This is a genomic window from Micromonospora sp. WMMA1363, assembly GCF_030345795.1.
GTDB lineage: Bacteria > Actinomycetota > Actinomycetes > Mycobacteriales > Micromonosporaceae > Micromonospora.
The window spans coordinates 4,057,434-4,083,432 of the sequence record NZ_JAUALB010000001.1 but is presented as its reverse complement, the minus strand read 5'-3'; the positions used below and the strand labels follow the sequence as shown (position 1 = coordinate 4,083,432).

Annotated in this window: 23 protein-coding genes and 3 pseudogenes; 13 read left to right on the top strand and 13 right to left on the bottom strand. The window is 71.1% G+C overall.

Going from position 1 to position 25,999, the window contains the following annotated elements; translation table 11 throughout:
* Window positions 1-25 precede the first annotated feature (25 nt).
* The 4 genes and pseudogenes from QTQ03_RS19010 to QTQ03_RS18995 form a co-directional block, all read left to right on the top strand.
* Window positions 26-289 (top strand): annotated as a pseudogene (locus QTQ03_RS19010) (hypothetical protein); the annotation flags it as partial.
* A complete protein-coding gene (locus tag QTQ03_RS19005; RefSeq protein WP_289279217.1) occupies window positions 286-1,095 on the top strand; it encodes an SDR family NAD(P)-dependent oxidoreductase in 810 nt (269 codons plus the stop codon). The pseudogene QTQ03_RS19010 and the gene QTQ03_RS19005, both read left to right, overlap by 4 nt.
* A gap of 143 nt (window positions 1,096-1,238) precedes the next feature.
* Window positions 1,239-1,778: an orotate phosphoribosyltransferase gene (pyrE, locus tag QTQ03_RS19000; protein ID WP_289279216.1), complete on the top strand. Its 540-nt coding sequence runs from the start codon at window positions 1,239-1,241 to the stop codon at window positions 1,776-1,778.
* A 57-nt stretch (window positions 1,779-1,835) separates the two neighbouring features.
* The gene (locus tag QTQ03_RS18995; protein ID WP_169596714.1) at window positions 1,836-2,213 is read left to right on the top strand and encodes an ArsR/SmtB family transcription factor; all 378 of its coding nucleotides are present in this window, start codon (window positions 1,836-1,838) and stop codon (window positions 2,211-2,213) included.
* A gap of 100 nt (window positions 2,214-2,313) precedes the next feature.
* Here QTQ03_RS18995 and QTQ03_RS18990 read toward each other — a convergent pair whose 3' ends face one another.
* The 5 genes from QTQ03_RS18990 to QTQ03_RS18970 form a co-directional block, all read right to left on the bottom strand.
* On the bottom strand, window positions 2,314-3,027 hold the full coding sequence (locus QTQ03_RS18990) for a DedA family protein (protein WP_289279215.1): 714 nt from the start codon (window positions 3,025-3,027) through the stop codon (window positions 2,314-2,316).
* A gap of 251 nt (window positions 3,028-3,278) precedes the next feature.
* Window positions 3,279-5,798 (bottom strand): polynucleotide kinase-phosphatase, encoded by a 2,520-nt coding sequence (locus QTQ03_RS18985; protein WP_289279214.1) that lies wholly within the window; start codon window positions 5,796-5,798, stop codon window positions 3,279-3,281.
* Window positions 5,795-7,249 (bottom strand): 3' terminal RNA ribose 2'-O-methyltransferase Hen1, encoded by a 1,455-nt coding sequence (locus QTQ03_RS18980; protein ID WP_289279213.1) that lies wholly within the window; start codon window positions 7,247-7,249, stop codon window positions 5,795-5,797. Before QTQ03_RS18980 ends, QTQ03_RS18985 begins: the two co-directional genes overlap by 4 nt.
* 111 nt (window positions 7,250-7,360) lie before the next feature.
* Window positions 7,361-8,941 (bottom strand): LPXTG cell wall anchor domain-containing protein, encoded by a 1,581-nt coding sequence (locus QTQ03_RS18975; protein ID WP_289279212.1) that lies wholly within the window; start codon window positions 8,939-8,941, stop codon window positions 7,361-7,363.
* 304 nt (window positions 8,942-9,245) lie between these two features.
* Entirely contained in the window at window positions 9,246-9,458 is a 213-nt protein-coding gene (locus QTQ03_RS18970) for a hypothetical protein (RefSeq protein ID WP_289279211.1), read from the bottom strand.
* A gap of 146 nt (window positions 9,459-9,604) precedes the next feature.
* Between QTQ03_RS18970 and QTQ03_RS18965 the strand changes: the two genes are divergently transcribed.
* On the top strand, window positions 9,605-9,988 hold the full coding sequence (locus tag QTQ03_RS18965; protein WP_289279210.1) for a phage holin family protein: 384 nt from the start codon (window positions 9,605-9,607) through the stop codon (window positions 9,986-9,988).
* A gap of 129 nt (window positions 9,989-10,117) precedes the next feature.
* Window positions 10,118-11,140 carry a class II fructose-bisphosphate aldolase gene (gene fbaA, locus QTQ03_RS18960; RefSeq protein ID WP_289279209.1) on the top strand — a complete coding sequence of 341 codons (1,023 nt, stop codon included), beginning with the start codon at window positions 10,118-10,120 and terminating at the stop codon, window positions 11,138-11,140.
* A gap of 71 nt (window positions 11,141-11,211) precedes the next feature.
* On the opposite strand, the gene QTQ03_RS18955 is transcribed toward fbaA, so the two are convergent.
* Window positions 11,212-12,501 carry an LOG family protein gene (locus QTQ03_RS18955; protein ID WP_289279208.1) on the bottom strand — a complete coding sequence of 430 codons (1,290 nt, stop codon included), beginning with the start codon at window positions 12,499-12,501 and terminating at the stop codon, window positions 11,212-11,214.
* Between the two features lie 237 nt (window positions 12,502-12,738).
* Between QTQ03_RS18955 and QTQ03_RS18950 the strand changes: the two genes are divergently transcribed.
* Window positions 12,739-13,167 carry a DUF3151 domain-containing protein gene (locus QTQ03_RS18950; RefSeq protein ID WP_289279207.1) on the top strand — a complete coding sequence of 143 codons (429 nt, stop codon included), beginning with the start codon at window positions 12,739-12,741 and terminating at the stop codon, window positions 13,165-13,167.
* A gap of 48 nt (window positions 13,168-13,215) precedes the next feature.
* Here the strand turns inward: QTQ03_RS18950 and QTQ03_RS18945 are convergent, their stop codons facing one another.
* Together QTQ03_RS18945 and QTQ03_RS18940 are read right to left on the bottom strand one after the other, a co-directional pair.
* Window positions 13,216-15,180 (bottom strand): MinD/ParA family ATP-binding protein, encoded by a 1,965-nt coding sequence (locus QTQ03_RS18945; RefSeq protein WP_289279206.1) that lies wholly within the window; start codon window positions 15,178-15,180, stop codon window positions 13,216-13,218.
* Between the two features lie 63 nt (window positions 15,181-15,243).
* A complete protein-coding gene (locus QTQ03_RS18940) occupies window positions 15,244-16,236 on the bottom strand; it encodes a diacylglycerol kinase family protein (RefSeq protein ID WP_289279205.1) in 993 nt (330 codons plus the stop codon).
* A gap of 126 nt (window positions 16,237-16,362) precedes the next feature.
* Here QTQ03_RS18940 and QTQ03_RS18935 point away from each other — a divergent pair, with 126 nt between their 5' ends.
* Both QTQ03_RS18935 and purD read left to right on the top strand, forming a co-directional pair.
* Entirely contained in the window at window positions 16,363-17,649 is a 1,287-nt protein-coding gene (locus QTQ03_RS18935) for an adenylosuccinate synthase (protein ID WP_289279204.1), read from the top strand.
* Window positions 17,650-17,715: 66 nt separating this feature from the next.
* A pseudogene (gene purD / locus QTQ03_RS18930) lies at window positions 17,716-18,965 on the top strand (phosphoribosylamine--glycine ligase).
* 95 nt (window positions 18,966-19,060) lie between these two features.
* Here purD and QTQ03_RS18925 read toward each other — a convergent pair.
* The gene (locus tag QTQ03_RS18925; protein WP_289279203.1) at window positions 19,061-20,383 is read right to left on the bottom strand and encodes an MFS transporter; all 1,323 of its coding nucleotides are present in this window, start codon (window positions 20,381-20,383) and stop codon (window positions 19,061-19,063) included.
* Window positions 20,384-20,674: 291 nt separating this feature from the next.
* On the opposite strand from QTQ03_RS18925, the gene QTQ03_RS18920 reads away from it, so the two are divergent.
* From QTQ03_RS18920 to QTQ03_RS18910, 3 genes are all read left to right on the top strand, one after another.
* On the top strand, window positions 20,675-21,160 hold the full coding sequence (locus tag QTQ03_RS18920; RefSeq protein ID WP_289279202.1) for a GNAT family N-acetyltransferase: 486 nt from the start codon (window positions 20,675-20,677) through the stop codon (window positions 21,158-21,160).
* Between the two features lie 160 nt (window positions 21,161-21,320).
* Window positions 21,321-21,875 (top strand): hypothetical protein, encoded by a 555-nt coding sequence (locus tag QTQ03_RS18915; protein WP_289279201.1) that lies wholly within the window; start codon window positions 21,321-21,323, stop codon window positions 21,873-21,875.
* An 87-nt stretch (window positions 21,876-21,962) separates the two neighbouring features.
* Window positions 21,963-22,805, top strand: a complete 843-nt coding sequence (locus QTQ03_RS18910; RefSeq protein WP_289279200.1) for a hypothetical protein — start codon at window positions 21,963-21,965, stop codon at window positions 22,803-22,805.
* 90 nt (window positions 22,806-22,895) lie between these two features.
* Here the strand turns inward: QTQ03_RS18910 and QTQ03_RS18905 are convergent, their stop codons facing one another.
* Together QTQ03_RS18905 and QTQ03_RS18900 are read right to left on the bottom strand one after the other, a co-directional pair.
* The gene (locus QTQ03_RS18905) at window positions 22,896-24,101 is read right to left on the bottom strand and encodes an IS256 family transposase (RefSeq protein ID WP_289280611.1); all 1,206 of its coding nucleotides are present in this window, start codon (window positions 24,099-24,101) and stop codon (window positions 22,896-22,898) included.
* Between the two features lie 108 nt (window positions 24,102-24,209).
* Window positions 24,210-25,070 carry a DMT family transporter gene (locus QTQ03_RS18900; RefSeq protein ID WP_289279199.1) on the bottom strand — a complete coding sequence of 287 codons (861 nt, stop codon included), beginning with the start codon at window positions 25,068-25,070 and terminating at the stop codon, window positions 24,210-24,212.
* Window positions 25,071-25,201: 131 nt separating this feature from the next.
* Here QTQ03_RS18900 and QTQ03_RS18895 point away from each other — a divergent pair, with 131 nt between their 5' ends.
* The gene (locus QTQ03_RS18895; RefSeq protein ID WP_289279198.1) at window positions 25,202-25,351 is read left to right on the top strand and encodes a hypothetical protein; all 150 of its coding nucleotides are present in this window, start codon (window positions 25,202-25,204) and stop codon (window positions 25,349-25,351) included.
* A 12-nt stretch (window positions 25,352-25,363) separates the two neighbouring features.
* On the opposite strand, the pseudogene QTQ03_RS18890 reads toward QTQ03_RS18895, so the two are convergent.
* Window positions 25,364-25,659, bottom strand: a pseudogene (locus QTQ03_RS18890) (hypothetical protein); the annotation flags it as partial.
* A gap of 9 nt (window positions 25,660-25,668) precedes the next feature.
* The gene (locus QTQ03_RS18885; RefSeq protein WP_502889781.1) at window positions 25,669-25,995 is read right to left on the bottom strand and encodes a transposase family protein; all 327 of its coding nucleotides are present in this window, start codon (window positions 25,993-25,995) and stop codon (window positions 25,669-25,671) included.
* Window positions 25,996-25,999 lie beyond the last annotated feature (4 nt).

Here is a 25,999-nt window from a genome sequence, read left to right as displayed (position 1 = left end):
ATGGCGGTCGCCGCCGTCGGTGGGGCTGGCCGTGCAGCGGGCCGGTCCGGTGGAGCTGGGGGAGGACGATCGGGCCGCCGCCGGGCTGCTCGCCCGGCTCGACGAGGCGTACCCGGGCTGGTAAATCCCGCTCGGCGCGGGGCTTTCCGTCGGGCAGGTACTCGGCTACCTTGTGGTGGCCGTGCTGCTGGCACTTCCGCCAGCGACCACCTGGTTCCGTCGGCCGGCACGGGTTTCGCACGCCCCGGCCCACCCGCCCCTGTACCCCCGAGGTGAGGACCACCCGTGAACCTCGACCAGCCGACCACCGAGCGTCGGGCCCTCGTCACCGGAGCGACCGCCGGTATCGGCGCCGCCTTCGCACGGCGACTGGCGGCCGACGGTTGGCGCCTTGTCCTGGTCGCCCGGGACGCCGTCCGGTTGGCGGAGTTCGCCGCGGAGCTGGCCGGCCGGCACGGCGGTGAGGTCGAGACGATCTCCGTGGACCTGTCCACCGACGACGGTTGCGCGGAGGTGGAGCGACGGATCGCCGAGGGAGCGCCGGTCGAGCTGCTGGTGAACAACGCGGGCATCAGCCTCAACACGCCGTTCCTGCGGTCGTCGGCCGAGGCGGAGGCCCGCCTGCTCCGGCTCAACGTGCACGCGGTGATGCGGCTGACCCTCGCCGCGGTGCGTCCGATGACCGAGCAGCGGCATGGGGCAGTGATTAATGTCTCTTCGGTGGCAGGGTTCGGGGTGGCCATGCCCGGTTCGACATACTCGGCCAGCAAGGCGTGGGTCACCAACTTCAGCGAGTCGGTCGGTCTCTCCGTCCGTCCGTTCGGCGTGCGGGTGCTGGCGCTCTGCCCCGGCTACACGCGGACCGAGTTCCACGACCGCGCGGGAATCGACATGTCGAAGACTCCAGGGTGGATGTGGCTGCGGGCCGACGAGGTCGTCGACGAAGCCCTGCGTGACCTGCGAAAAGGCAAACTGGTCAGCGTGCCCACCTGGAGGTACAAGCTGGCCGTGGCAGGACTGCGGTACGCGCCCCGGCGCCTGCTGGGGGCGGCCTCGCGGGACACCCGCGGCCGGATCGGTCGCGACGGTCGCTGAGCCGCCAACCCCGCCGCGGGCCCGCCACCACGTTGGGTGCTCGCTCAGCGTAGCCGGACATCGCCGTCCGTCTCATCGCCCGCAGGGCTGATCGGAGCCGACCCCGCACGCGGCCCACAGCGTCGCGCAGTACGCTCTTCGCCATGGCGGACCACGACGACCTGCGTAAATTCATTAGCGAACTGGCGGTGGTCCACGGACGGGTGGTGCTCTCCTCGGGGCGCGAAGCGGACTGGTACGTCGATCTGCGACGCGTCACGCTGCATCACGAGGCGGCCCCGTTGGTGGGCCGGGTGATGCGGGAGTTGACCGCCGACTGGGCGTTCGACGCGGTGGGCGGGTTGACGCTCGGCGCTGACCCGATCGCGACCGCGATGTTGCACGCAGCCGCCGGCACCGACCGGACGCTGGACGCCTTCGTCGTCCGCAAGGCGGGCAAGGCGCACGGGCTCCAGCGCCGGATCGAGGGGCCGGACGTGACCGGGCGTCGGGTGCTGGCGGTGGAGGACACCTCCACCACCGGGCAGAGCGTGCTGGCCGCCGTCGAGGCCCTCCGCGAGGCCGGGGCGGAGGTGGCGGGGGTGGCGGTTATTGTTGATCGAGGCGCTGGCGACGCTGTGAGAGCCGCCGGACTGCCGTACCGAGCGGCCTATACGTTGGCTGACCTCGGCCTTGTGGCGTAAAAGTTTGCCGATTCGGATCTGCTGATATGCAGGCGGATCGATGCTGCTGGTGGAAGGATGGATTACGTGGGAACTGCGTTGGCTGAAATGACCATGCCTCAGATCTCGCCGCTTGCCGGCGAGCCGATCGAACGTGCCGATGCCGAGCGGCTGGCCGGGGTCCTCAAGGCCCTCGCCGACCCAGCCCGGCTGCGGCTGCTCAGCCTGATCCAGTCGGCTCCGGAGGGCGAGGCGTGCGTGTGCGACCTGACCGCGCCCCTCGGGCTCTCCCAGCCGACGGTCAGCCACCACCTCCGGATCCTTACCGAGGCTGGCTTGCTGGAGCGGGAGAAGCGTGGAGTCTGGGCGTACTACCGGCTGGTGCCGAGCGCGATCGCGACGATCGCCGATCTGCTGACGCCGCCGCGCAAGCGCGCCACCAAGAAGGCACGCTGACCGTACCGCTCGTCCGCGCCACCCCGACCGGGGTGGCGCCGGACGGTCGGTCGGGCCTGCCCGGCGGTCGTCCGCGCCACCCGGGTCGGGGCCGAACCGATCAGTGCTTGCCGTAGTGCTCCCGGGTCTCCCGGATGGCCTCCTCGGCAGCTGCCCGTTCCTCGGCGGTGGTGCCGCGCTTCGCCGCCAGGCGTGCCCGCAGCAGCTCGACCGCGATCGGGACCACCGAGATCACCACGATCGCGATCAGGATCAGCTCGACGTTCGCCTTGATGAACGGGATCTGACCGAGAAAGTAGCCGAGCACCGTCACGCCGGTGCCCCAGAGAATGCCGCCGAGCACGTTGTAGATGACGAACGTGCGGTAGCTCATCCGGCTGACCCCGGCGACGATCGGCGTGAACGTCCGCACGATGGGCACGAAGCGGGCCAGCACGATCGAGCGGGCGCCGTACTTCTCGAAGAAGTCGTGCGCCTTCAGCAGGTTCTCCTGCTTGAACAGCTTTGAGTTCGGTCGGCGGAACAGCGCCGGACCCACCTTGCGGCCGAACGCATACCCCACCTGGTCGCCAGCGATGGCGGACAGCGTGATGAGCAGGCAGACCAGCCACAGCGGCCAGGTGATGTACTGCCCGTCGGCGGTGAGTAGGCCCGCGGTGAACAGCAGCGAGTCACCCGGCAGGAAGAAGCCGATCAGCAGGCCCGATTCGGCGAAAACGATCACCAGGATGCCGAGCAGGCCGAACGTCGAGATCAGCACCTCGGGATCGAGCCAGTCCGGCCCCAGGGCCAGGGTGGTGGTGGGCGTCGACACGAGGTGACCTCCGAGCGTTGGCAGACAGGATGTCGCCTGAAGGCGACGCGATGCCCGTAGTTTAGGTCGCGGTCCGATCCGCCCGGTGGGCGACGTCACATAGGCGGGCTGGCGGTGAGCCGCCGTGTCCGGCGGCACCGGGCCACCCTGCTGTTCCCCCTCCGCTCTGCCTCAACCGGCGCACAGGAAGCGGTCGACACCTGTGCGTGCCGTGAAGCGGAGCGACGGGGCCAGGGAACAGCGGTCGCGTCCTACAGCCGTGGGTCGACCGACTCGGACTCGCAGGCGAGGATCGCGAACACCAACTCGTGGCGGCGCCACAGCGGCGCCCCGGCGACCAGCGCGTCCAGGGCGGCCAGCCCGAGGGCGTGTTCGCGCAGTGCGAGGCCGCGCTTGCGCCCCAGCGAGCGGCGGCGCAACAGGGCCAGCCGCTCCGGCTCGGTGTACTCGGGACCGTAGACGATCCGTAGGTACTCCCGGCCTCGACACTTGACGCCGGGCTGGAGCAGCGAACCCCGCGCCGACCGCGCCGCCGGCCCGGCGTACGGCTTGACCACCATGCCTTCGCCCCCGTTGGCGGTGAGCGCGAGCCACCAGTCGGTGGCCTCCGTCTCGGCGGCCGAGTCGGAGAGGTCGACCACCTGCCGGCGGGTCGGGGTGAAGAACGCCGGATCGGCGGCGCAGAGCCGGTCGGCCAAGCCGAGGTGCCAGCCGTGGTCCCGGTCGGTGTAGCTCGCCCCCGCGCACGCCAGCACCGCGAACGGCGCCAACGTCACCCCACGCAGCCCGTCGGTCGGTCCCACGTACGCCCGGTACACCGCCGAGTAGGCGGACACGTCGTCCCGGCGGCGGGCCATCCGCTCCCGCAGCGCGCCCAGGTCGAGCCCCCGGGCGGCCGCGGCATCCAGCGTGGCCAGTGCTGCCGGCAGGGCGGCCCGGCCGGCGGCGCCGACGCTCGCGTACTGCTCACGGATCAGCCCACCCGCCTTGGCCGACCAGGGGAGCAGCTCGCAGTCCAGCAGCAGCCAGTCGGTGTCCAGCTCGGCCCAGAGCCCGGCGGCGTCGACCGCCGCGCGGAGCCGGCCGAGCAGCTCGCCGTCCAACGGCTCCCCGAAGAACGGCCGGCCGGTCCGCGTGTACACCGCGCCGCCCCGGAACGGCCCGGCTCCCGGGTTCCGGTCGACCAGCACCACCGCCCGCGAGCCCATGTGCTTCTCCTCGCAGACCACGCGGTCCACACCCGCCGCGCGGTAGTCCGCGAACGCCTCGGCCGGGTGCTCCAGGTAGCCGTCGAGTGTCGACGTCGAGCACGGCGCCATCGTCGGTGGCAACCAGACCAGCCGGTGCGGGTCGACCGCGAAGCGGCTCATCACCTCCAGCGCCGCGGCGGCGTTCTCGGCCGGCACGGTCAGCGAGCCATAGGCGTGCTCCACGTGCCGCCGGCCGGTCACGTCGGTCAGCTCCAGCACCTCGTCTGGCCTGGCCGGCGCGGCCGTCAACGGGCGGGCCGGGGCGTACCACTCCCGTTCCGCCGGCACCGAGACCAGCTCCCGTTCCGGATAACGCAGCGCGGTGAGCCGCCCGCCGAACACGCAGCCGGTGTCGATGCAGATGGTGTCGTTCAGCCACTCCGGCTCCGGGGTGGGCGTGTGCCCGTACACAACCGTCGCCGAGCCTCGGTACTCCCGTGCCCACGGGTAGCGCACCGGCAGCCCGTACTCGTCGGTCTCCCCGGTGGTCTCCCCGAACAGGGCGAACGCGCGTACCCGGCCGGACGCGCGGCCCTGGTACTCCTCCTTCAGCCCGGCGTGCGCGACCACCAGCCGGCCGCCGTCCAGCACGTAGTGGCTGACCAGGCCGTCGACGAACGTCGCCGCCGCGGCCACGAAGTCCGCCGGCTCGGCGGCGAGTTGCGCCATCGTCTCGGCCAGGCCGTGCGTGAGCCGCACGTCCCGGCCGCGCAGCCTGCGCAGCAGCTTCTGCTCGTGGTTGCCGGGCACGCAGAGCGCGTGCCCGGCCGCGACCATGCCCATCACCAGGCGAAGCACCCCAGGGGAGTCCGGGCCGCGGTCCACCAGGTCACCGACGAAGACCGCAGTACGTCCCGCCGGGTGTGTAGCGTCCACCGGCCGACCCGCGTCGTCGCGGACCAGCTCCCAGCCGAGCCGGACCAGCAGCGCCTCCAGCTCGGCACGGCACCCGTGCACGTCGCCCACGATGTCGAACGGACCGGTCAGCTCCCGCCGGTCGTTGAACAGCTTCTCGTAGCGGATCTGCGCGGCCTCGATCTCCTCGACGCCCCGCAGCACGTGCACCTTCCGGAATCCCTCGCGGGTGAGCTGACCGTACGTGCGGCGCAGATCCCGCTGCATCCGGGTGAGGACCGGGCGGCCGAAGGTGCGATCGGCGCGAGCCCGGGTGCGCTCCCACGCCAACGCCTCGGGCACGTCCAACACGATCGCCACCGGCAGCACGTCGTGTTCCCGGGCGATCCGGACCAGGGCCGTCCGGGCGTGCGGCTGGAGGTTCGTCGCGTCGACCACGGTGAGCCGGCCGGCCCGCAGTCGCTTGCCAGCCACGTAGTGCAGCGCGCCGAACGCGTCGGCGGACGCGGACTGGTCGTTCTCGTCGTCGGCGACCATCGCCCGGAAGGCGTCCGAGGAGAGCACCTGCGTGGCCGCGAAGTTCCGGCGGGCGAACGTGGACTTGCCCGAGCCGGACACCCCGACGAGCGCGACCAGGGCAAGCTCGGGAAGGTCGAGGACGGTCATCGGTCGGCCTCCGTCCGGGTGAACACGGCGAGCTGGGTCGGCGCCCCCACTTCGGGGTCCTCGTCGCCGATCCCGCGCCGCGCCGCCGCGTAGCCGTAGGTCGATCCGACCCGGGCGACCCAGTCGGCGAACTCGGCGCGAGTCCACTCGAACCGGTGGTCGGCGTGCCGGAAGCGGCCGGCGGCCAAGCCTTCGTAGCACACGTTGTACTCCGAGTTCGGCGTCGTCACCACGACTGTGGCTGGCTGGGCGTGGCCGAACACGGTGTCCTCCAGCGCGGGCAGTCGGGCCGGGTCGACATGCTCGATCACCTCCATCAGCACCGCCGCGTCGTATCCGCGCAGCCGGTCGTCCCGGTAGGTCAGCGCGGACTGCCAGAGCCGGATCCGGTTGCGTCGCCGCTCCGGCAGGCGGTCCAGCCTCAGTCGCCGGGCGGAGAGGTCGAGCGCGTGGGTGGACACGTCGGTGCCGACGATTTCGGTGAACCGGCTATCGCCCACCAGCGTCGCGAGCAGTGCCCCGCCGCCGCAGCCCAGGTCCAGCACGCGGTTCGCGCCAGCTGCGGCCAGCGCCGCGTGCACGACCTCCCGCCGCCGCACGGCGAGTGAGAGCCGGGCCGGGGCGGTCGCCGCGTCGGCCGCCTCAACGCTGTCCGTGTCAATGGTGTCCGCGTCGACGGCGGCTGACTCGTCGGTGAGGCGCTGCTCGGCGAGACGTGCCAGGGCCTGCCCGGCCAACGCGCGCCGGTGCGCCAGGTATCGGCGCGTGATCATGCTGCGTTCGGGGTGGCCGGCCAGCCAACCGGCACCGGCCCGGAGCAACTTGTCCACCTCATCCGGGGCGACCCAGTAGTGCTTCGCGTCGTCCAGCACCGGCAGCAGCACGTACAGGTGGTTCAGGGCGTCGGCGACCCGCAGTGTGCCGGTCAGCGTGAGGTCCACGTACCGGCTGTCCCCCCACTCGGGGTGCTCCCCGTCGAGCGGGATCGGGATGGCGTCGACCGTCCAGCCGAGCGGGCCGAACATCCGTACCGCCACGTCCGCGCCACCCCGGCACCGCAGCACCGGCACGCGGACCGTGAGGGGGATGGGCGTCCGTGCCAGCTCCGGCCGCTCCCGGGACTCGCCGCGCAGAGCCGACCGGTAGACGCGGGACAGAGCCGAGGAGAGCAGGCTGGACGCGGCGTACGGTCGGTCGTTGACGTAGCGCCCGAGGGTGAAGCTTTCGGGGGCCGGTGCCGCCTGCCGACCCTTGCCGCGCGCCCCCGCGAGGCGTAGCGGGTCCACCTCGAGCAGCAGGGCGGCGGTGCAGCGGTCCTCGCCGGCCTCGGGATAGAAGACGTGCGCGGTGCCGGTGGGCACGTCGAAGGAGTGCGCGCGGTCCGGGTGCTTCACCAGCAGGTGACCGAGGTCGGTCGCCGGCCGGTGGGTGGTGGAGACGGTGAGCAGCACGCCGCCCATGGTCCCAGCCAGGTCGATCTTGTGTCGTCCCCTTTACGGCGCCCCTGACGGCGGTGCCCCGCCGACCACGCGGGTCGGCGGGGCACCGGGCGGTGGGAGGCGTCAGGCCACGAAACGGGTCTTCCGTCGGCGGGCCACCACGAAGCCGGCCGCGCCGGCGGCGAGCAGCACGCCGCCGATGCCGGCGATCAGGCCGGCGTTGGCACCGGTGATCGGCAGGGTCGGGCCGTCCCCGTCGCCGCCGCCCTGGCCACCGGCCGCGCCCTTGAGGGCGAACGGGGCGACATCGTTGTTCGGGTTCAGATCGGCGACGCGGCTGTCGTCATCGCCGAAATCGAAGTGCAGCAGCTCGACGGAGCCGGCGGCACCGGAAAGCTTGTCGATCCGCAGACCGAACTCGAGGAGGGCGGCTTCACCCTTGCGCAGAACGTCGAACCACTCACAGAAGTAGACACGTCCGCCGGGCTCGCCGAACCCGCCGATGTCGTCGCCGTTGACCGGCGCGCAGCTCTCCGGCGCGGCCACGGCGGTCGCGCCCGCGGGAATGGTGACCTCGGCGGTGGTGGTGAGCTCACCCGGCAGGTAAGTGTTGATCATGGCGGGGCCGTTGTTCACGAAACCGACCTTCGCGGTCACCGTTTCGCCGACCGATCCGGCGACCTCCGCGCCGGTGGCGGCGGCGTCCGCGTGCTGGTCGCCCTTGACGGTCGCCAGGATCTCGGTGATGTTGTTCGACGGATCGGTATCGACCTGCTTGAGCCCGCGAGCGGCCGTGGTCATCACGGCCGACACCAACTCCAGGGCGTCCCCGCTCCCCTTCTGCCACTCTTCGGTCGGGATGGGAAACTCCGTCAGGAACTCCGACCAGTCGCCGCTGCCGAACCACACCGCCGTGCCGTACTGCTCGCCCGGCGCCCAGGCATCGTCGACGATCTTCAGCGCGGACGAGTCATCGAGCTGAAGAACAGCACCAGGCGCGATCTCGCCGACAGTGCACTGGGCGAACTGGGTGCCGAGCGCGAAGAGGTAGGAGCAGTTCGAGTGGCGCTCCGCCGGAGCGAGTCCCGGAGTCATCGCAAGGAACAGCACCGCGTCGCGGGCGGTCGTCTTACCGACGTTCGACACGCCGAGCGGGGCCTTCTTCGACGTACCCGGTGCGCCGGAGAACGCGAAGCTTTCCTGTGCCGTCAGGTCGATACCCTCTCCGATCTCAACCGTCGCCGTGGTGCGGACGCTCTCTTCACCCTTGGCGTCGACGGTGAAGGTCAGCTCGCCCGTGTCGCCGGCGCCCGCGGAGTCCTTGGCCTCGACGGTCAGGTCGAGCAGGAAGTCGATGACCTCTCCGCCCTTGAGATCGCAGGTGATGCTGCTTGCCGTCTCGGTGCAGTCGGCCCGGGTGTGGGTGAGGCTGACGTCGGCGAAGTCGTTGACCGTGCCCCGGTCGACCGTGACCGTCAGGTCCTCGGGGAAGGACTCGGTGAAGGCATACAGCGTGACGGACTTCGGGCCACCATCGGGTGCCAGGAGGGCGTTGTTCGCGAAGAGAAGACCTCGTCCCCGCTTTCCTCGGCGAAGGCGGGGGTGGCGGAGGCGGCGACGAACGCGCCTACGACGCCCAGCCCGGCGAGCCAGCGCCGGGTCGAGTGCTTGAGCATGGAGTTCCTTCGGATGAGGGGTCAGCAAAGCTGGCCAGCGGATCTTAATGAGTCCTTAAGTGTTGCCGCTGCCCCGGGAAGGTTGCTGCCGGTCAACATGATCCGAACGGCTGACCGAGTCCACCTGTAACGGCCGGTCCGCCGTCACGTGTGGTGACGGCGTCCAGCGCGCCAGGTGTGGGCGCCGGCTCCGGTCGAACCGAAGCCGGTTGATTCGCTGGTCTCTACCGTCCCTTTGGTGCGGAAAGGCGCGGTGACGTACGAGGTGTGTGCCCCGCTCCGCGTCGCCGACCTCATCCACCGGGCGTCGAGGAGTGGGGAACTGCGACGTCTCAGCGGTAGTCGTCCTCGTCGCCGGCGACGACCCGGGCCTGCTCCATCGCGTCCCAGTCGTCGACCTCCAGCCCGCGGTGCGGCTCCCCGTCCACCTCGTCCGGGACGATCACCGCCGCCTGCTCGACCGCGTCGGCCGGCTCCGCCTCCAGGTCCCGCTCCTCCGGAGCGAGGTGGTCGCTCGGGGCGAAGTCCTCGTCGGGCTGACCCATCGTCCCTCCCTGGATCTCCTACCGACAGCTACCCACACACCGTACGGGGCTGGTCACCATCCGCGCTCAAAGCCGGCCGAACGGCGCCGCCCGCCGGGAAACCGGAATGTGTCCCACGTTCCAGTACCCGGTGCCACGATGGGTGCATGGGCTTCCTGATCCGGCTGGCGACCACTGCGGTCGCGTTGTGGATCACCACGCTCATCGTGCCCGGTGTGGAGGTCAGCGGCCGGTCCGGCGCGAACACGGCCCTCACCCTGGTCGCCGTGGCACTGATCTTCGGTGTGGTCAACGCCGTACTCAAGCCGCTGATCATAATTGTGGGCTGTGTCTTCTACCTGCTCACCCTCGGGCTGTTCGCGCTGGTGGTGAACGCTCTGCTCTTTCTGCTCACCGACCGGATCGCTCGGGCGCTGGACCTTCCGTTTCAGGTGAACGGTTTCTGGGCGGCGTTCTGGGGCGCGATCGTGATGGCCGTGGTGACCTGGCTGATCAGCATCGTCGTGCCGGACACCGGGGAGCGGAGATGACCGCACCCGGGCCGGTTGTGCCGTCCGGCGCCTGCTACGGGATACTGCCGGCGGTGGACAGCGCGGTCCGGCGCACAAGGACAACAGCGGCCGGCTGCGGCCGAGAGTGGTAAGTAAGGAGCGTTCGACATGCCCATCGCTTCCCCCGAGGCCTACGCGGAGATGCTGGACCGCGCCAAGGCAGGCCGGTTCGCGTACCCCGCGATCAACGTGACCTCCTCGCAGACCCTCAACGCGGCGCTGAAGGGCTTCGCCGATGCGGAGAGTGACGGCATCATCCAGGTCTCCACGGGTGGCGCGGAGTACCTGTCCGGTCCCTCGGTGAAGGACATGGTCACCGGCGCGGTGGCGTTCGCGGCGTACGCGCACGAGGTCGCCAAGAAGTATCCGGTCAACATCGCCCTGCACACCGACCACTGCCCGAAGGACAAGCTGGACACGTTCGTCCGCCCGCTGATGGGCATCTCGCAGGAGCGGGTGAAGGCGGGCCAGGAGCCGCTGTTCCAGTCGCACATGTGGGATGGCTCGGCGGTTCCGGTCGCGGAGAACCTGGAGATCGCCGAGCAGCTGCTCACCGAGGCGGCCAAGGGCAGGATCGTCCTGGAGATCGAGGTCGGTGTCGTCGGTGGCGAGGAGGACGGCGTCGAGAACGCCATCAACGAGAAGCTCTACACTACCGTCGAGGATGGCCTGGCCATGGTCGAAGCGCTCGGTCTGGGCGAGAAGGGCCGCTACATGGCGGCGCTGACCTTCGGCAATGTGCACGGCGTCTACAAGCCGGGCAACGTCAAGCTCCGCCCCGAGGTGCTGAGGCAGATTCAGGAGGCGGTTGGTGCCAAGTACGGCAAGGAGAAGCCGCTGAGCCTGGTCTTCCACGGCGGCTCCGGCTCGCTGCTGTCGGAGATCCGGGAGGCGCTGGACTACGGCGTGGTGAAGATGAACATCGACACCGACACGCAGTACTGCTTCTCCCGTCCGGTCGCGGACCACATGTTCCGCAACTACGACGGCGTGCTGAAGGTCGACGGTGAGGTCGGCAACAAGAAGATGTACGACCCCCGGGTCTGGGGCAAGGCCGCCGAGGCCGGCATGGCCGCTCGGGTGGTCGACGCCTGCGAGCACCTGCGTTCCACCGGCACCAAAATGACCTGATCGTCCGACGCGTCCCGACGGCAGGCTCCCGCTCCGGGGCCGGCCGTCGGCGCGTGCGGCGCCGATGGCGGTCAGGAGCGGCCCCTTCCGTTACCTGAGGCGCTGACCAGGGGGCCTGATCCAACCAGGAGCTGCACGGCCTCACGGATGTCGTCGGTGAGGTGCACCGTGGGGGACAGGTTCCCGAACGGGGAGGCGGCCAGCAACGGCCGCAGCAACGATTCGACCGGCAACTCCGCCGTCCAGTACGCGCGGTCCAGGAACACGTACGCGCCGCTGGCCCCGTCGGTGCCGTAGTAGGTCTTCGTCGCCGCCTGGAACACCTCCTGCACGGTGCCGGCCCGGCCGGGCGCGAACACGATGCCGCCCCGGGCCAGTCGCAGGATCGTGTCCTCCCGGATGGCGTTCGAGAAGTACTTCGCGATCCGCCCGGCGAAGAGGTTCGCGGGTTCGTGCCCGTACAGCCAGGTCGGGACGGCGAGCCCACCGCTGCGGGCCCAGTCCAGCTCGCCGGTCGCGAGGGCGGCGGAGTCGGCGCGGGACGGGCTCGCCGCGTCGCTGTTGCCGCCCGGCGGCGGCAGCGGCGGGCCGAACAGCTCCCGGACGTGCAGCGCCGCCGCCGTGTAACGGTCGTGATCGGTGAAGTCCGGCGCCGCGGCCAGCAGGTCGATCGCCGCATCCAGGTCGTCGGCCGGGCGCGGCGCGAGGTACGCCCCGAGGTTCGCCGCCTCCATCACGCCGGGGCCGCCACCGGTCACCACCAGCCGGTCAGCCCGGGCCAGTTCGCGGCCCAGCACGGCAGCCATCCGGTACGGCGCGCTGCCGCGCGGCACAGCGTGCCCGCCCATGATGCCGACCACCGACTGGGGACCATGGGTGGCGAGCCAGGTGCGGGTGGCGTCGGCGAGGGCGTTGTCCACCCCGTGGTCGTGGAGCCGCTGGCCGAGCGCCTCCCGGACATCCGGCAGCGCCCCGCCGTGCGCCCGGAAGTGCGCGTACACGCGGGTGTCGTACATCCCGGCGAAGCCCGCCTCGGCGAACCCGGCGGCCAGGTCCTCCGGGGTGTAGAGGTGCGACGGCTGCGTCGGGTACGGCAGCTCGGAGAAGGGAGGCACCACGTCCGCGCCGCGCCGGACCAGGTCAGCGCCGACCTCCCGGGAGGCGAACCGGCAGCCGACGAAGAGCGTGTCGGCGACGGTGACGCCGGTGAGGTCGGGGGGATCGAGGTCGAGCCGGAGCCCCTGCACGGTCAGCCCGGTGAGGATTCCGCTGGCCAGCCGCTGGTCGAACTCGGCGCGGGTCTGCACCTCGTCGTTCCAGGTGTGTGGCTCGATGACGTCTGTGGGTGGTGGGGTCGGCACCGGCTCATCCTGCCCGGTGCGGGCAAGCCGAACCAGGCCCTACGGGCAGGGGCCCGACGGGTGCGACCGCCGGGCCCCTGCGAAACCGGGTCCTGGGGAGGTTCCGGACTAATAGTTGTAGTGGAAACTGCCCCGTGCCGGCATGGGCCGCAGGCGTGACCAACTCCTCACCCGTTCAGTCAACCGGCTCCGCCGACCCTCTCGCGTGTCGCGCCGCGAAGCGGGTTGAATGGGGCGATGCAGAACCTGTTGCCGGAACCACCGGCCACTCTCCTGTCCGCGCACGTCGAGGCCGAAGCCGCGCTGGCCGCTGCCGAGGAGGCCGGCAGTGACGAGGCGTTCGCCGAGGTGGCGGCGCGTTTTCCGACGTTCAGCGCGGGCTGGGCCGCGCTGGCGGCGCGCTCGTTCGCGGCGGGCCAGATCGTCCCGGCGTACGCGTACGCCCGCACCGGCTACCACCGCGGCCTCGACCAACTGCGTCGCAGCGGCTGGAAGGGGCATGGCCCGGTGCCGTGGTCGCACGAGCCGAACCAGGGCTTCCTGCGCTGCCTCTACGTGCTGAGCCGGGCCGCCGACGCCATCGGTGAGGCGGACGAGGCGGCACGCTGCGCCCAGTTCCTCCGCGACTGCGATCCGGCCGCGGCGGACGCGCTGGCCAGCAACTGACCGTGCGGTGCGGGCCGGCCTCACTCCCGGGCCAGCCCGCGCCGTGCGTCAGAGGCCCTCGGCGACGGCAGCGGCGATCTTCAGCCAGGCGTCCCGGGTAGCGGTGGAGAGCCCGCCGTACCGAAGCGGCTCGCCGGTGTCGATGAGCCGCTCGTACGGGGCGAGCAGCACCGCCCGCGTCCGAGCCGAGAAGTGTCCCTGGATGGCTGGCAGGTCGATTTCCTTGCGTGACGGTGGCATCGAGACCACCGTCACCGCCTGACGGACCAGCCGTTGCCGTCCGCTCTGCTCCAGATGGTCGAGCATTCGGGCGGCCGTCTCGGCCGAGTCGTTACGCGCGGACATCGTGACCACCAACTGGTCGGTGGCGTCCATCGCGGCCTGCCAGTTCTGCGCCCGGACGTTGTTGCCGGTGTCCACGAAGATCAGCTTGTAGAAGCGGCTGACCACCTCACGGATCTCCGCGAACGCGTCCGCGGTGAGCATTTCACCGCCGGTTGCCGACTCGTCCGAGGCGAGGACGTCGAACATCCCCTCGCCCTGCGAGCGGACGTATTGCGACAGGTCGCCGACCCGCCCGTGTGAGCCGTGGAATTGGTTCAGGTCCCGCAGCAGGTCCCGCACGGTCCGGGCGTGGAAGTCCTGCTGGGCGCGCATGCCCAGGGTGCCCTGCGTCTCGTTGTTGTCCCAGGCCAGCACGTAGCCGCCACGCTTCTGACCGAACGTCATGGCGAGCAGCAGAATGGCGACGGTTTTGCCCGCGCCGCCCTTCGGGTTGACCACGGTCACCTGCCGCAGGCCACCGAAGTTGCGGCGGACCATCTCGATGTCTCGCCGCAGTTCCTGCTCGTGCCGGCTGGGCGGCAGGCGTAGGCCGACCCGGTTCGCCACCGCGCGGACGCCCATCGTGGCCACCGGATCCGCCGGCGGCATCTGCCGGCGCCGGGCGAAGTCCTCCGCGGTGGGCGGGATGCCGACGGGGGGACTCCACCCCGCCGGGGGGTGCGCCGGCTGGGCGCGCTCGACCGCCGGCTGGTGCCCCGACTGCACCGCCGGGCCCCGCTGCCACGGTGCTGAATACCCACCGGGCTGGGGTGGGAAGGGGCCGGGTGGTGGGACGGCGGGCGGGTCGCCGGCGGCGGCCGTTCCCGGGTCGTCGGACCGGCCGACAGCCCCCGGCCAGGGTGGTGTCGCGGCCGGCACCGTCTCGCTGGGCGTGGCCCACGCGGGGGCGGTGGGAACGCCGGTGGCGTGCGCGCCCCAGCAGGGGGCGGCCGACGTGCCCGGCTCGGCCGGTGCGGTGGCCCCGGTGGCCGGGGTGGCGGGTGCGGCGGGCGCCGCTCGGGTGACGGTTGACGGATCACCGGGGGATCTGGCCGGTGCGGGCCGCTGCGGTGGGTGGGCCCAGGGGGACTCGGCCGGGCGGCCGACCGTCCTGCCGCCGCCACCATCCGGGCCGTCGGGCGGGGGCGGGAAGGCCGGGCCGGCGTCCGGCGTGGGAAAGCTGTGTCCGCCACCGCTCGGGGCCGGGTACGCGCCGGGTCGGCTCGTCCCCGACGTCGGCACGGACGGCGGTGTCTGCCGGTCCCGCCAGGTGAGGTCGCCGGATGGCGGTGGTGGGGGGAGATCCCGGGGCGTCCAGTCCGACGCGGGTGTGCCACCAGGTGCCCAGCCCGACGAGAGGCCTTCGGCGGGCGCCCAGCCCGACGGCGTACCGGAGTCCGGTGCCGGGCCGGTTGCCCCACCGGCCAGGCCGGGGTTCGCGTCGGCGGCCCAGGGGCGGAGGGCTCCGGGTGGGCCGACCGTCGTCCAGATGCCCGGCATCGGCACCCCGCTGCGGAGCCACGGGTCGTCTGCGGGTGAGGAGGGCTGGCCGGGGGTGCCCGGCGCTGGCGTCCACGAGGGCGCCGGATCGGCCTGGGCGCCCGGCCATAGTGGTTCAATGTCCCGCTCCGGCTCCCGCTCCGGCTGCTGGCCGGGCGCGTACGAGCGGTTGGCGTGATCGTCCACCATGGTTCCTCCCCCTTCCTCCTGCCGAGGATATGCCCGATCGGCGGGGGCGGATGGCCGGGAGTGTCAGGCCGTCCAGACCGCCCAGGCGCCCGGCTCGGTCCACCAGGATCGCTTCCGGCTCAACTCGCCCGCGGATCCGTCGTCGAGGAACGGGACGCCGCCCTCGCGGGGCACCACGGCCACCGCCCGGCCGCGGGTCCGGCGGATCTCCAGACGCACACGCCTGCCACCCCACCGGGAACGGGCGACCACCGGCACGGCGACCGCGACCTCGACCAGACCGTCGGCCGGGTCCGGGGCGGTGAGCAGCGCTACGTCGGCTAGCCGCGCGTACCCGCCGGCGTTGCCGATCGCGCAGGCCAGCAGCGGGTCGTCGCCGGTGGAGAGGACGGTGTCGTCCACTTCGACCCGGCCCCGCCAGTGCAGCGGCCGGCCCTCATCGTCAGCCGCGCCGAGCAGGGCACCGTCCAGCGTCACCGAACCGCCGTCATTTCGCAGCAGGTCCAGCCGGCGGGGTGTGCCGTCCAGCACCGCGGCGGCTACCGCGGCCGGGTCGCGCGGCAGTCCAAGCTGCGCCGCGAGGTCCCGGTGGGTGCCGCTGTGGGCCGGGTCGAGCGGAAGCAGTCCGACCGGCGGCAAATCCGGCACGGTCCGGTTGGCCGCCAGGTCCGCCGGGCGGCGGCTCGGCGGCGGGGCGTACCGCCGGACCAGCCTGCGCAGGACGGCGCGCAACTGTGCGTCACTGGCCGTGGCGACGACGAGCCGGGTCTTGACGTCGGCATCGGGCCAGGTGAGGTCGTCCGGCCGGGGTGGGCCGTCGAGCCGGGCCAGCACCCCGTCGATCTCCGCGTCCGATCGGGCGGTCACCATCTCGACCCGCGCACCTCGTGTGGTGAGCGCGTCCGCGCAGGCCAGCACCGGTACGCGCGGCGTCTCGCAGAGCTCCTCGGCCGGCTTCGCGCTGGCCGGGCCCGCGCCGCAGCAGGCGCCGCCGCTGCCACAACCACCGGGAGCGTCCCGCTCCGAGCCGAGCGTGAGCAGCACCACGTCGTACACGGGTTGGCGCCTCCTGCCTCTCGACGCGAACCCCTGCCGGTCGCGCCGTCACTACTTGTTAGCCTGACACCCCGGGCTCGCCGACCGGTCGCCACCTGGCACCCGAGCCTTCTGGAGGCGGAGAAGATGCCAGCGATCGTGCTCCTCGGCGCCCAGTGGGGCGACGAGGGCAAGGGCAAGGTTACCGACCTGCTGGGTGAGCGGGTCGACTACGTCGTGCGCTACTCCGGCGGCAACAACGCCGGTCACACGGTGATCACCCCGGACGGGCAGAAGTACGCGCTGCACCTGATGCCCTCGGGTGCCCTCTCGCCGAACGCGAAGATCGTCATCGGCAATGGTGTCGTGGTCGACCCGAAGGTGCTCCTCACCGAGATCGACGGGCTCGCCGAGCGGGGCGTGGACGTCTCCCGGCTGCGAATCTCCGGCGACGCGCACCTGATCATGCCCCATCACCGGGCACTGGACCGGGTGGTCGAGCGTTACCTGGGTTCGTCCCGGATCGGCACCACCGGCCGGGGCATCGGCCCGGCGTACGGCGACAAGGTCGCCCGGATGGGGATCCGGGTGCAGGATCTGCTGGACCCGGGCATCCTCCGCAAGAAGCTGGAACTCGCGCTGCGCGAGAAGAACCAGATTCTCTTCAAGGTCTACAACCGCAAGGCGATCGACGTCGACGCGACCGTTGAGGAGTATCTGGCCTATGCCGAGCGGCTCACCCCGTACATCGCGGAGACCCGGGTGATGCTCTGGGACGCGCTGGACCGTGGCGAGACGGTGCTGCTCGAGGGCGCCCAGGCCACCATGCTCGACATGGACCACGGCACGTACCCGTTCGTGACCTCGTCGAACCCGACCGCCGGTGGGGCGTGCGTCGGCGCGGGCATCCCGCCGACCGCCATCACCAAGGTCATCGCGGTCAGCAAGGCGTACACCACGCGGGTCGGCTCCGGGCCGTTCCCGACCGAGCTGTTCGACGACAGCGGCCAGCACCTGCGCAAGATCGGCCACGAGTACGGCACGACCACCGGCCGGGAACGCCGGTGCGGCTGGTTCGACGCGGTCGTCGCCCGGTACGCGTGCCGCCTCAACGGCGTGACCGACCTGGTCGTCACCAAGCTCGACGTGCTGACCGGGCTGCCGAAGGTGCCGATCTGCGTCGGGTACGAGATCAACGGCCGCCGCGTCGACGACATGCCGATGACCCAGACCGACTTCCACCACGCGAGTCCGATCTACGAGGAGCTCGACGGCTGGTGGGAGGACATCACGACGGCCCGCACCGAGTCGGAGCTCCCGGAGAACGCCCGCCGCTACCTCGCCCGTGTCGAGGAACTGTGCGGGACCCGGGTGTCGGTGGTCGGCGTCGGCCCCGGCCGCGACGAGAACGTGGTCCGCCACCCCCTCCTCTGAGACACCCCGGCACCTGAGGTCCGCCTCCGCCGGAGCGGATCCGGCCCCTGCGTAGGATGCTCGGTTGTGCGGGTACTTCTTGTGGGTGGCGGAGGGCGGGAGCACAGCCTCGCGCTCGGGCTTTCGGCGGACCCGGCCGTCGAGCAACTGATCGCGGCACCGGGCAACCCGGGCATCGCGGCGGTGGCCGAGTTGCGCAACGTCGACGCCGCCGACCCCGCGGCCGTGGCCGGGCTGGCCGTCGAGGCCAACGCAGACCTGGTGGTGATCGGGCCGGAGGCGCCGCTGGTCGCCGGGGCCGCCGACGCCGTGCGCGCGAAGGGCATCCCCGCGTTCGGCCCGTCCGCCGAGGCAGCCCGGCTGGAGGGCTCGAAGGCGTTCGCCAAGGACGTGATGACCGCCGCCGGCGTGCCGACCGCCCGCGCGTACACCTGCACGGACACCCCGAGCGTGGCTGGCGCGCTGGACGAGCTCGGCGCCCCGTACGTGGTGAAGAACGACGGCCTCGCCGCTGGCAAGGGTGTGGTCGTCACCGACGATCGTGGCAGGGCCGAGGAGCACGCGCGTGAGTGCGGCCGGGTGGTGATCGAGGAGTTCCTCGCCGGCCCGGAGGTGTCGCTCTTCGTCGTCACCGACGGGGAGGCGGCGGTGCCGTTGCTGCCCGCGCAGGACTTCAAGCGCGTCGGCGACGGGGACTCCGGCCCGAACACCGGCGGCATGGGGGCGTACGCCCCGCTGCCCTGGGCCCCGTCCGGTCTGGTCGACGAGGTGATGCGCGACGTCGTGCACCCGACGTTGGCCGAGATGCGCCGCCGCGGCACCCCGTTCGCCGGCCTGCTCTACGTCGGCTTGGCGATCACCGCTACCGGCCCCGGGTGATCGAGTTCAACGCCCGCTTCGGTGATCCGGAGACGCAGGTCGTCCTGGCGCTGCTGGAGTCGCCGCTCGCCGGGCTGCTGCACGCGGCGGCCACCGGTGCGCTGGCCGCGCATCCACCGCTGCGCTGGCGGGACGGCGCGGCCGTCACCGTGGTGGTCGCCGCCGAGGGCTACCCGGCGAAGCCGCGCACCGGGGACGTGATCACCGGCGCGGATCGGCCGGGCATCATCCACGCCGGCACCGTGCGCCGGGCCGCCGACGGAACGTTGCTCTCCGCCGGTGGTCGGGTTCTCTGTGCCACGGGTACCGGCCCCGACCTGGCCGCCGCGCGGGACACCGCCTACGCGGTGGTGCGCGGAGTCGGGCTGGCCGGCTCGCACCACCGCACCGACATCGCCGCCGCGGCGGTCGACGGTCGGATCACGACTCCGCGCTGACCGGGCACCCCTTCCCGCACGACCACGGACCCGAGCGGTGGGCTGCCGCGGAGACCGGGGAACGCATTCCGTCCCGGGGCGTCGGGTTTGCCGCGTCACTCCTGGGCAGGTGGGTTTCGGTGCGCCGCGGGAGCCCACTGCTCGCCGAGCGGCACCGGCCCTTCGGTCCGGCCGGACGTACCGCCCGGTGGGGCGGGCGGGTGGCGGGGCGGGTCGTCCAGCGCCCGCAGGATCGGCAGCGGGGCGGCCACCACGGCAGCGACCAGCAGCGCGCCGGCCAGCACCAGGAACGCCGGCCGCAGGCCCAGCCACTCGACCAGTGGTCCGGCGAGCAAGTAGCCGGCCGGCCCGGCGGCGTACGCGAAGGAGGTCATCACCCCGACCACCCGACCGCGTAGCCGTTCCGGGGTCCGGGTCTGCATGGCGTAGTTCGACAGCGGGTTCACCGGCCCGTACGCCAGCCCGACCAGCACGGCGAAGGCGAGCATCGCCGGGTACGGCGGGAGGAACGCGAGCCCGAGCAGCGCCCCGCCGGTGACCACCAACGCGACGGCCATCAGGGTGCGGCGACGGACGAACCGGCCGGCGGCGGACGAGCTCAGCGCGCCGAACACAGCACCGGCGCTCATCGCCATCAGGACGGAGCCGAGCCGGGCGGGCTCCCCCTGGGCGACGAACCAGGCGGGCAGCAGCACCCCTTCGACCGGCAGGTAGAGCGCGACCAGCACCATCGTGATCAGGGCGATCGTGCGGAGCAACCGGTCCCGCCAGACGAAGCGTAGGCCTTCCACGGTGCCCCGCCACAGGCCGCTCGGCGGGCGTTCCGGGCGGCCGGCGCCGGGCAGCCGGACGGCCGCGATCAGCAGGACCGAGACCGCGAAGCCAGCGGCGGTGACCCAGAACGTCGAACCGGGTCCGACGGTGGCGATCAGCAGGCCGCCGAGGCCGGGCCCGACCAGGAAGGCGATTCCGAAGATCGCCTCGTGCACCCCGTTGGCCCGTTCGATCCGCCAGCCGGCGGCCTGCGCGGCGGCGGGGAGCAGCGTCTCCCGGGCGGTCATCCCGGCCGGGTCGAAAACCGCGCCGAGGACGGCGAGCGCGACGATCCAGCCGAGATTCAGCCCGAGTGCGGCGTCGACCAGTGGGATCGCGGCGACCGAGACCGCCGACAGCGCATCGGAGACCAGCGCCGTCCGCCGGCGTCCGAGCAGGTCGACCACCGTGCCGGAGACGAGGCTGGACAGCAGCAGGGGCAGCCCGCCCGCCGCCGCGACGACGCCGGCCGCGGTGGCGCTGCCGGTGCGTTCCAGCACCAGCCAGGGCAACGCCACGACGGCGACCCCGTTGCCGGTGGCTGAGAGCAGCGTCGCCGCCTCGACCAGCAGCAACGGGGTACGGCGGTGCGCAGCGTCGGTCATCTTGATGATCAGCCTAGTCGGCGTGCCGCCTCGGTCCGCCGGGGCTGACGTCGGCAACCTCTCGTTCGTTACCGAAACTCCAGCCAGCGCGCGACTGCTGCCGTCATCGACCCGGGTGGCGCAGGTTGGAACCCTGTCGGGGGCACCAACAGGAGGCCCTGACCAGCAAAAAGCTGACCAGGGCCTCGGCATCTATCGATGCGATTTTGAATCGTCCCCGAAATCCCCCAGTAACACGGGTGGGCGGTGAGCCCACCCGTCGTACGAGTGCGTCGATCGTTCGTTGCCGCCATGGCCGAGTTCCGCGCCGAGGGTCGCGGTAGCTCCGGAGATGACAGCATGATCGGGGCTGAGCTGCGCGAGTTTGGGCACCGCTGGGCGGTACTTGAGGGCTTCGCCGCGTACGTCGACTGGTTGCGATCCCAGATCCTGGAGGATTCACCCCGACCTGACGGCTACGTGCCGTCAACCACGCTGTGGTGGATCCAGGACGACGACTACCTTGGCCGCCTCGCGATCCGGCATCGCTTGACCCCTCACTTGCGCGAGTTCGGCGGCCACATTGGCTACGACGTGCGGCCGTCGGCGCGGCGGCGGGGCCATGCCACCGCGATGCTGCACGCCGCGTTGCCGGTGGCGTGCGGCCTGGGCATCGAGTCCGCGTTGGTGACGTGCGACCCAGACAACGTCGCATCCCGCAGGGTGATCGAGGCCAACGGCGGCATCTTTGAGGATCAACGCGGCGGGAAGTTGCGCTTCTGGGTACCGACCGCGTGACCGAAGGCCGCGGTGCTGAACGGCGGGCTACCCGCCAACGACCAACAAGATCATTCGTGCGGAGATGCCGATGAGCGGATGCCGCGACGAGAGGCGTGGGCGTAAGGTGCAGCCGATGATCGGTGATGCCTGGTTGGATCGGTGTTCGTCTCCTTCACCCATGCTGCGGGGGCTGGCGAGGAACCCGGCAGCGCCGGTCAGCGTTCTGCTGCGGCTGGTGGATTCGTGGCCGGAGCAGGTGTGCGATGGGCTACGACGCCGCCGTGAGCTGCCGCCGCCGGTGCGGGATGCGATGCTGCACCATCCCTCGCCCAGGATCTGCGGAGCGCTGGCCGCCCACCCGCAGGTCGACCCTCTGGCGCGCGCCAAGCTGCTGGCCGACCCGGCGTGGCGGGTGAGAATGCGCGCGTTTGGCCGACCCGGTCAGGAGCCGCTGCCTGACGACGTGCTGGTCAGGTTGTTGACCGAGCTCGACGGCCCGCCCTCCGACATGCCGTTCAGCCGAGAGGAGTTGATTGGCGAGTTGCTCGAAGCGACCAGATATGACCAGCGTCTGTTCCGGCTGGCCGCCGCGCACCCCCGGCCGGGTGTGCGCCGGTTCGCGGCCGGTCCTTGTGCTGGCTGGACGAGCGGTCGCGCCAGGCGATGCTGGAGGATGAGGTGCCCGACGTATGGGCGGCCGCCCAGGCGTCCATCGCGCACCGGCAGCAGGTGATGGAGCCTGCCGGATCTGCCGGATCAGCACTGTCACGCATTCTGGTACGTACTGCGGCGTCCACTGTCCCGGGCGCTGATCGATCAGGTGCTCACCAGCGGCGACACGGCTGCGCTGGGGGCGATGGGGGAGAACCCGAGCGTCCCGCCGGACGTGGTCGGAACGCTGCTGCGCCACCCTGCCCCGTCGGTCCGGCAGGGAGTCACCGGTCGCGTCGATCTGACCGGCGACCAACTCGTCAGGCTCGCCACCGACCCAGCGGTCGAGGTCCGCACCGCGGTCTCCACCCATCCCGGCCTCACCGAGCAGCAGCGGGCCGGCATCGACATCGACGTGACCACTGTGCCGGGCGATGGCCACTTCGGCTCCAAAGACGTCCGCTGCCGTGGGATCCCGTATCCCGACGATGCCGCGCCGGAGATCACCGATGCGCTGCGGTGGGCCCGTTCGGCCAATCCGCTGCTGCGCCGACGAACGGCCCGCAACGCCGAGATACCGGCGGACATCGTCGATATCCTCGCCGACGATCCCGACCCGGGCGTACGGGTCCTGCTCGCCCAGCACCACCCGGCCGCGTCGCCGGCGCTGCTGCTGCGCTGCTACCTGGAGTACTACTGCTGCGGCCGGGACCGGCTCAGCGAGCTGCCACAGTTCCCCACCGAAGGACTGGCCCGCTTCGCCGAAAACCCGGACCCGGGGATACGACGGCTCGTCGCCCTCGACCCACATGCCGACCCCGAAGTCGTCGACCGACTCAGCACCGACCTGGACGCCACCGTGCGACAGGCGATGGCAAGCAGCCCACGCCTTCCGGCACCGCGGGTCACCGCGCTTCTCAACGACCCCGAACTGGCCGAGGCCGCCGCGGCCAACCCGGCCCTGACGGTCGATCACATACAGCAGATCCTGGACAGGACCACTGCGGGCTAACACCAGACCACCGAGATGGCGGCCTTGGCCCCGAACACACGCTCGTTGCGGGAGTGTCAAGTTAACGGCTGATCTTGGTTGTTGAGGTGGTCAGTTGTTGGCCGGGGTGAGCCGGCCTTCGAAGGCGATCTGGAAGGCGTTCAGTGGTGCTTTCCAGCGCATGGTCCAGCGTCGGCGGCCGGCTCCGGTCGGGTCGAGGCTCATCAAGGCCATGTAGACGCACTTGAGTGCGGCCTGCTCGTTCGGGAAGTGGCCACGAGCTCGCACGGCCCTGCGGATACGGGCGTTGACGGACTCGATCGCGTTCGTGGAGCAGATGACCTTGCGGATCTCCACGTCGAAGGCGAGGAACGGCACGAACTCCGCCCACGCGTTCTCCCACAGCTTCACGATCGCCGGATACTTACGGCCCCACGCCTCGGCGAACTCGAGGAACCGCTCGGTGGCGGCGTCCTCGGTCGCCGCGGTGTAGACCGGCCGCAGCGCTTTGGCGATCTTGTCCCAGTCCTGCCGGGCGGCGTAGCGGAACGAGTTGCGCAGCAGGTGCACCACACACGTCTGCACGATCGTGCGCGGCCACACCGTCTCCACCGTCTCCGGCAGTCCCTTGAGCCCGTCACAGACCAGCATCAGCACGTCGGCCACGCCGCGGTTCTTCAACTCGGTGAGCACGTGCAGCCAGTACTTGGCGCCCTCGCCGCCGTCACCGGCCCAGATACCGAGGATGTCGCGGTGGCCGTCGACGGTGACCGCCATCGCGAGGTAGATCGGCCGGTTCGCGACCTGACCGTCCCTGATCTTGACGTTGATGGCGTCGATGAACACGACCGGGTAGACCCGGTCCAGGGGCCGGTTCTGCCACTCGGCCATGCCGTCCATGACCTTGTCGGTGATCGTGGAGATGGTCTGCTTCGACACCTCAGCGCCGTAGACCTCAGCCAGGTGCGCGGCGATCTCGCCGTGGGTCAGGCCCTTGGCCGACAGCGACAGGACCATGTCGTCGACGCCGGTCAGACGCCGCTGCCGCTTACGCACGATCTGCGGCTCGAACGTCCCGGCGGCGTCGCGTGGGACCCGCACCTCGACCGGCCCGACGTCGGTGAGCACCGTCTTGGTCCGGCTGCCGTTACGGGTGTTCCCGCTACCCCGACCCGCCGGGTCGTGCTTGTCGTAGCCGACGTGGTCGGTGATCTCCCCATCCAACGCCGACTCGAGGACCCGCTTCGTCAGCTGCTGCAGCAGCCCACCCTCGCCGGTCAGCTTCAACCCGTCACCACGAGCCCGATCGACCAGCATCGCGATCAACTGCTCATCCGTGACCGCACCCACCGGCTCCACGGCCGGCTGTCCCACGGTGGTCTCGGTCGTCATCTGGCGTCTCTCCCTTGATCGGTCGATCAGCCGTTATTTGTACAGTCCCGCGAGCAGCGCTGCTGTCAGCGGCTCGAGCAGGGTCAACACCGCGGCGGCGCTACCCGCTGTGGTCCGCAGCCCGGCATAGAAAAGCGCATATGCCACCGCAGTGGTGACCACGCCCAGATACGCGAGCAGCCCGGCGGGCAACAGGTTCGTGGGAAACGCGATACCCCCGGCTAGCACGGCGACCGGAAGGAGAACAAGTGCCCCTGTGACGGTGGACGCGGTGGTCAGCGTCAGCGGGTTCACACGATCGGAGACGTGCCGACTCGAGACCGTCGTGACGGCGTAGCCGAGGCCCGAACCAGTGGCCGCGAGTAGGCCCACGAGTGGCTGCGGCCCAACTGCGGTCGAGGCTGCCCCGAATCCGGTTATCAAGGCCAGACCGGTGATCGCGGCGCCCAGGCCGTACAGCGTGATGCGGGCAGGCAGGCGCCCGGCTCGCAGAGCCTCCCAGCCGGCGATGAGGAGAGGTGCCAACCCCAGACTGACAACAGTCGCCACGGCGACACCGCTCATGGCGACTGCCAGGAAATAGAGAGCCTGGTAAGCACCAAGGCCACTTCCGATCAAGATAAGAAGTTGCGGTGCCGAGCCGACCGCCGCGATCACATCCCGCAGGCGCCGTGCTGTGACCACGATGAGAACTGCGGCGGCGATTGACAGGCGGTAGAAACCGATGCTTACCGGGTTCAGACCTGTCGACTGGTGGAGGAGTTGTACGACAATTCCGGTAGTGCCCCAGAGGAGCCCCGCGACAGTGATATGGATGAGGCCGAGCCGTGCATCTGTCCCCGAACGGGAGGAAGACGATGACGCTAGTGTCGATGGCACGGAGGATCGAGACATCTGCGCTCCGCAGGAGTGAGCCGTTAACGGGAACGTCGACGGAGCGCAGGCATGAAGAGGCCGCTGACCGGCCTTCGCGGTCAGCTGTCAGTGCATCGCTCCGTTAGGAGCGGGGTGGGGGCAGAGCGCCCGTGAACGGCATCACCGTTGGAACCTATCCGATCGCGAGCGGCAAACGATCACTGGGCGGTCATCACGCCCCAGGTGTACTCGTCCGCGATCCGCTCGCTACGCTACGTGATTCCTTCGCCCGGCTGCTCGGCGTGCGGATCTGCCGATGACAGCGCGTGGTGCTAGACGCCAAGCCGTGGCACCCACCAGTCGCCGAGGGCTTCGTGGAGGATCAGCAGGAGAGCGTTGATCAGGGTCGTCGCGAGGACGCCGATACCGAAACCAAGAATGCCGCGGTCTCGCCGTTCCACGCTGCCGGGGGCGGCGGCCGGAGCTGCCGAACGCGACCACGGTGCTCTCGGGCCAACCAGAACAACAGCCCGAGGCCGTGCGATGTGATGTAGATCAGCCAGAACCAGAACCACCGAGTACCGCGGACCGGCGCCGGTCCGGCGACGACACCAAGAAAGACGGCAGTGAGGTGATCTCAGCAACTTTGCGGTAGGTATTTGTATTCGACGTGGGTCAGGTGCAGAGCGGCGGCGACGATGTCGCCGATTCGGCGTGGGCTGGCGGTGGTGTGGCGAAGTGTTGTCCAGCGTCCGATCAGGATGGCGAAGCCGCGTTCGCCCTGCCAGCGCAGGCCGCGTAGTAGCCGGTTGTAGGCGCGGTTGTCGGACGCGAGCCGGCTGCCGTCGGCGGGCTGTTTGATCGGGGTCTTGATGCCGTGGCCTGCGCTTTCGTAGCCGGAGTCGGCCAGCGTGGGAAGATCAAGCTCGGCTGCGGACCAGTTCAGCGCGGCGGTGATGCCCAACTCA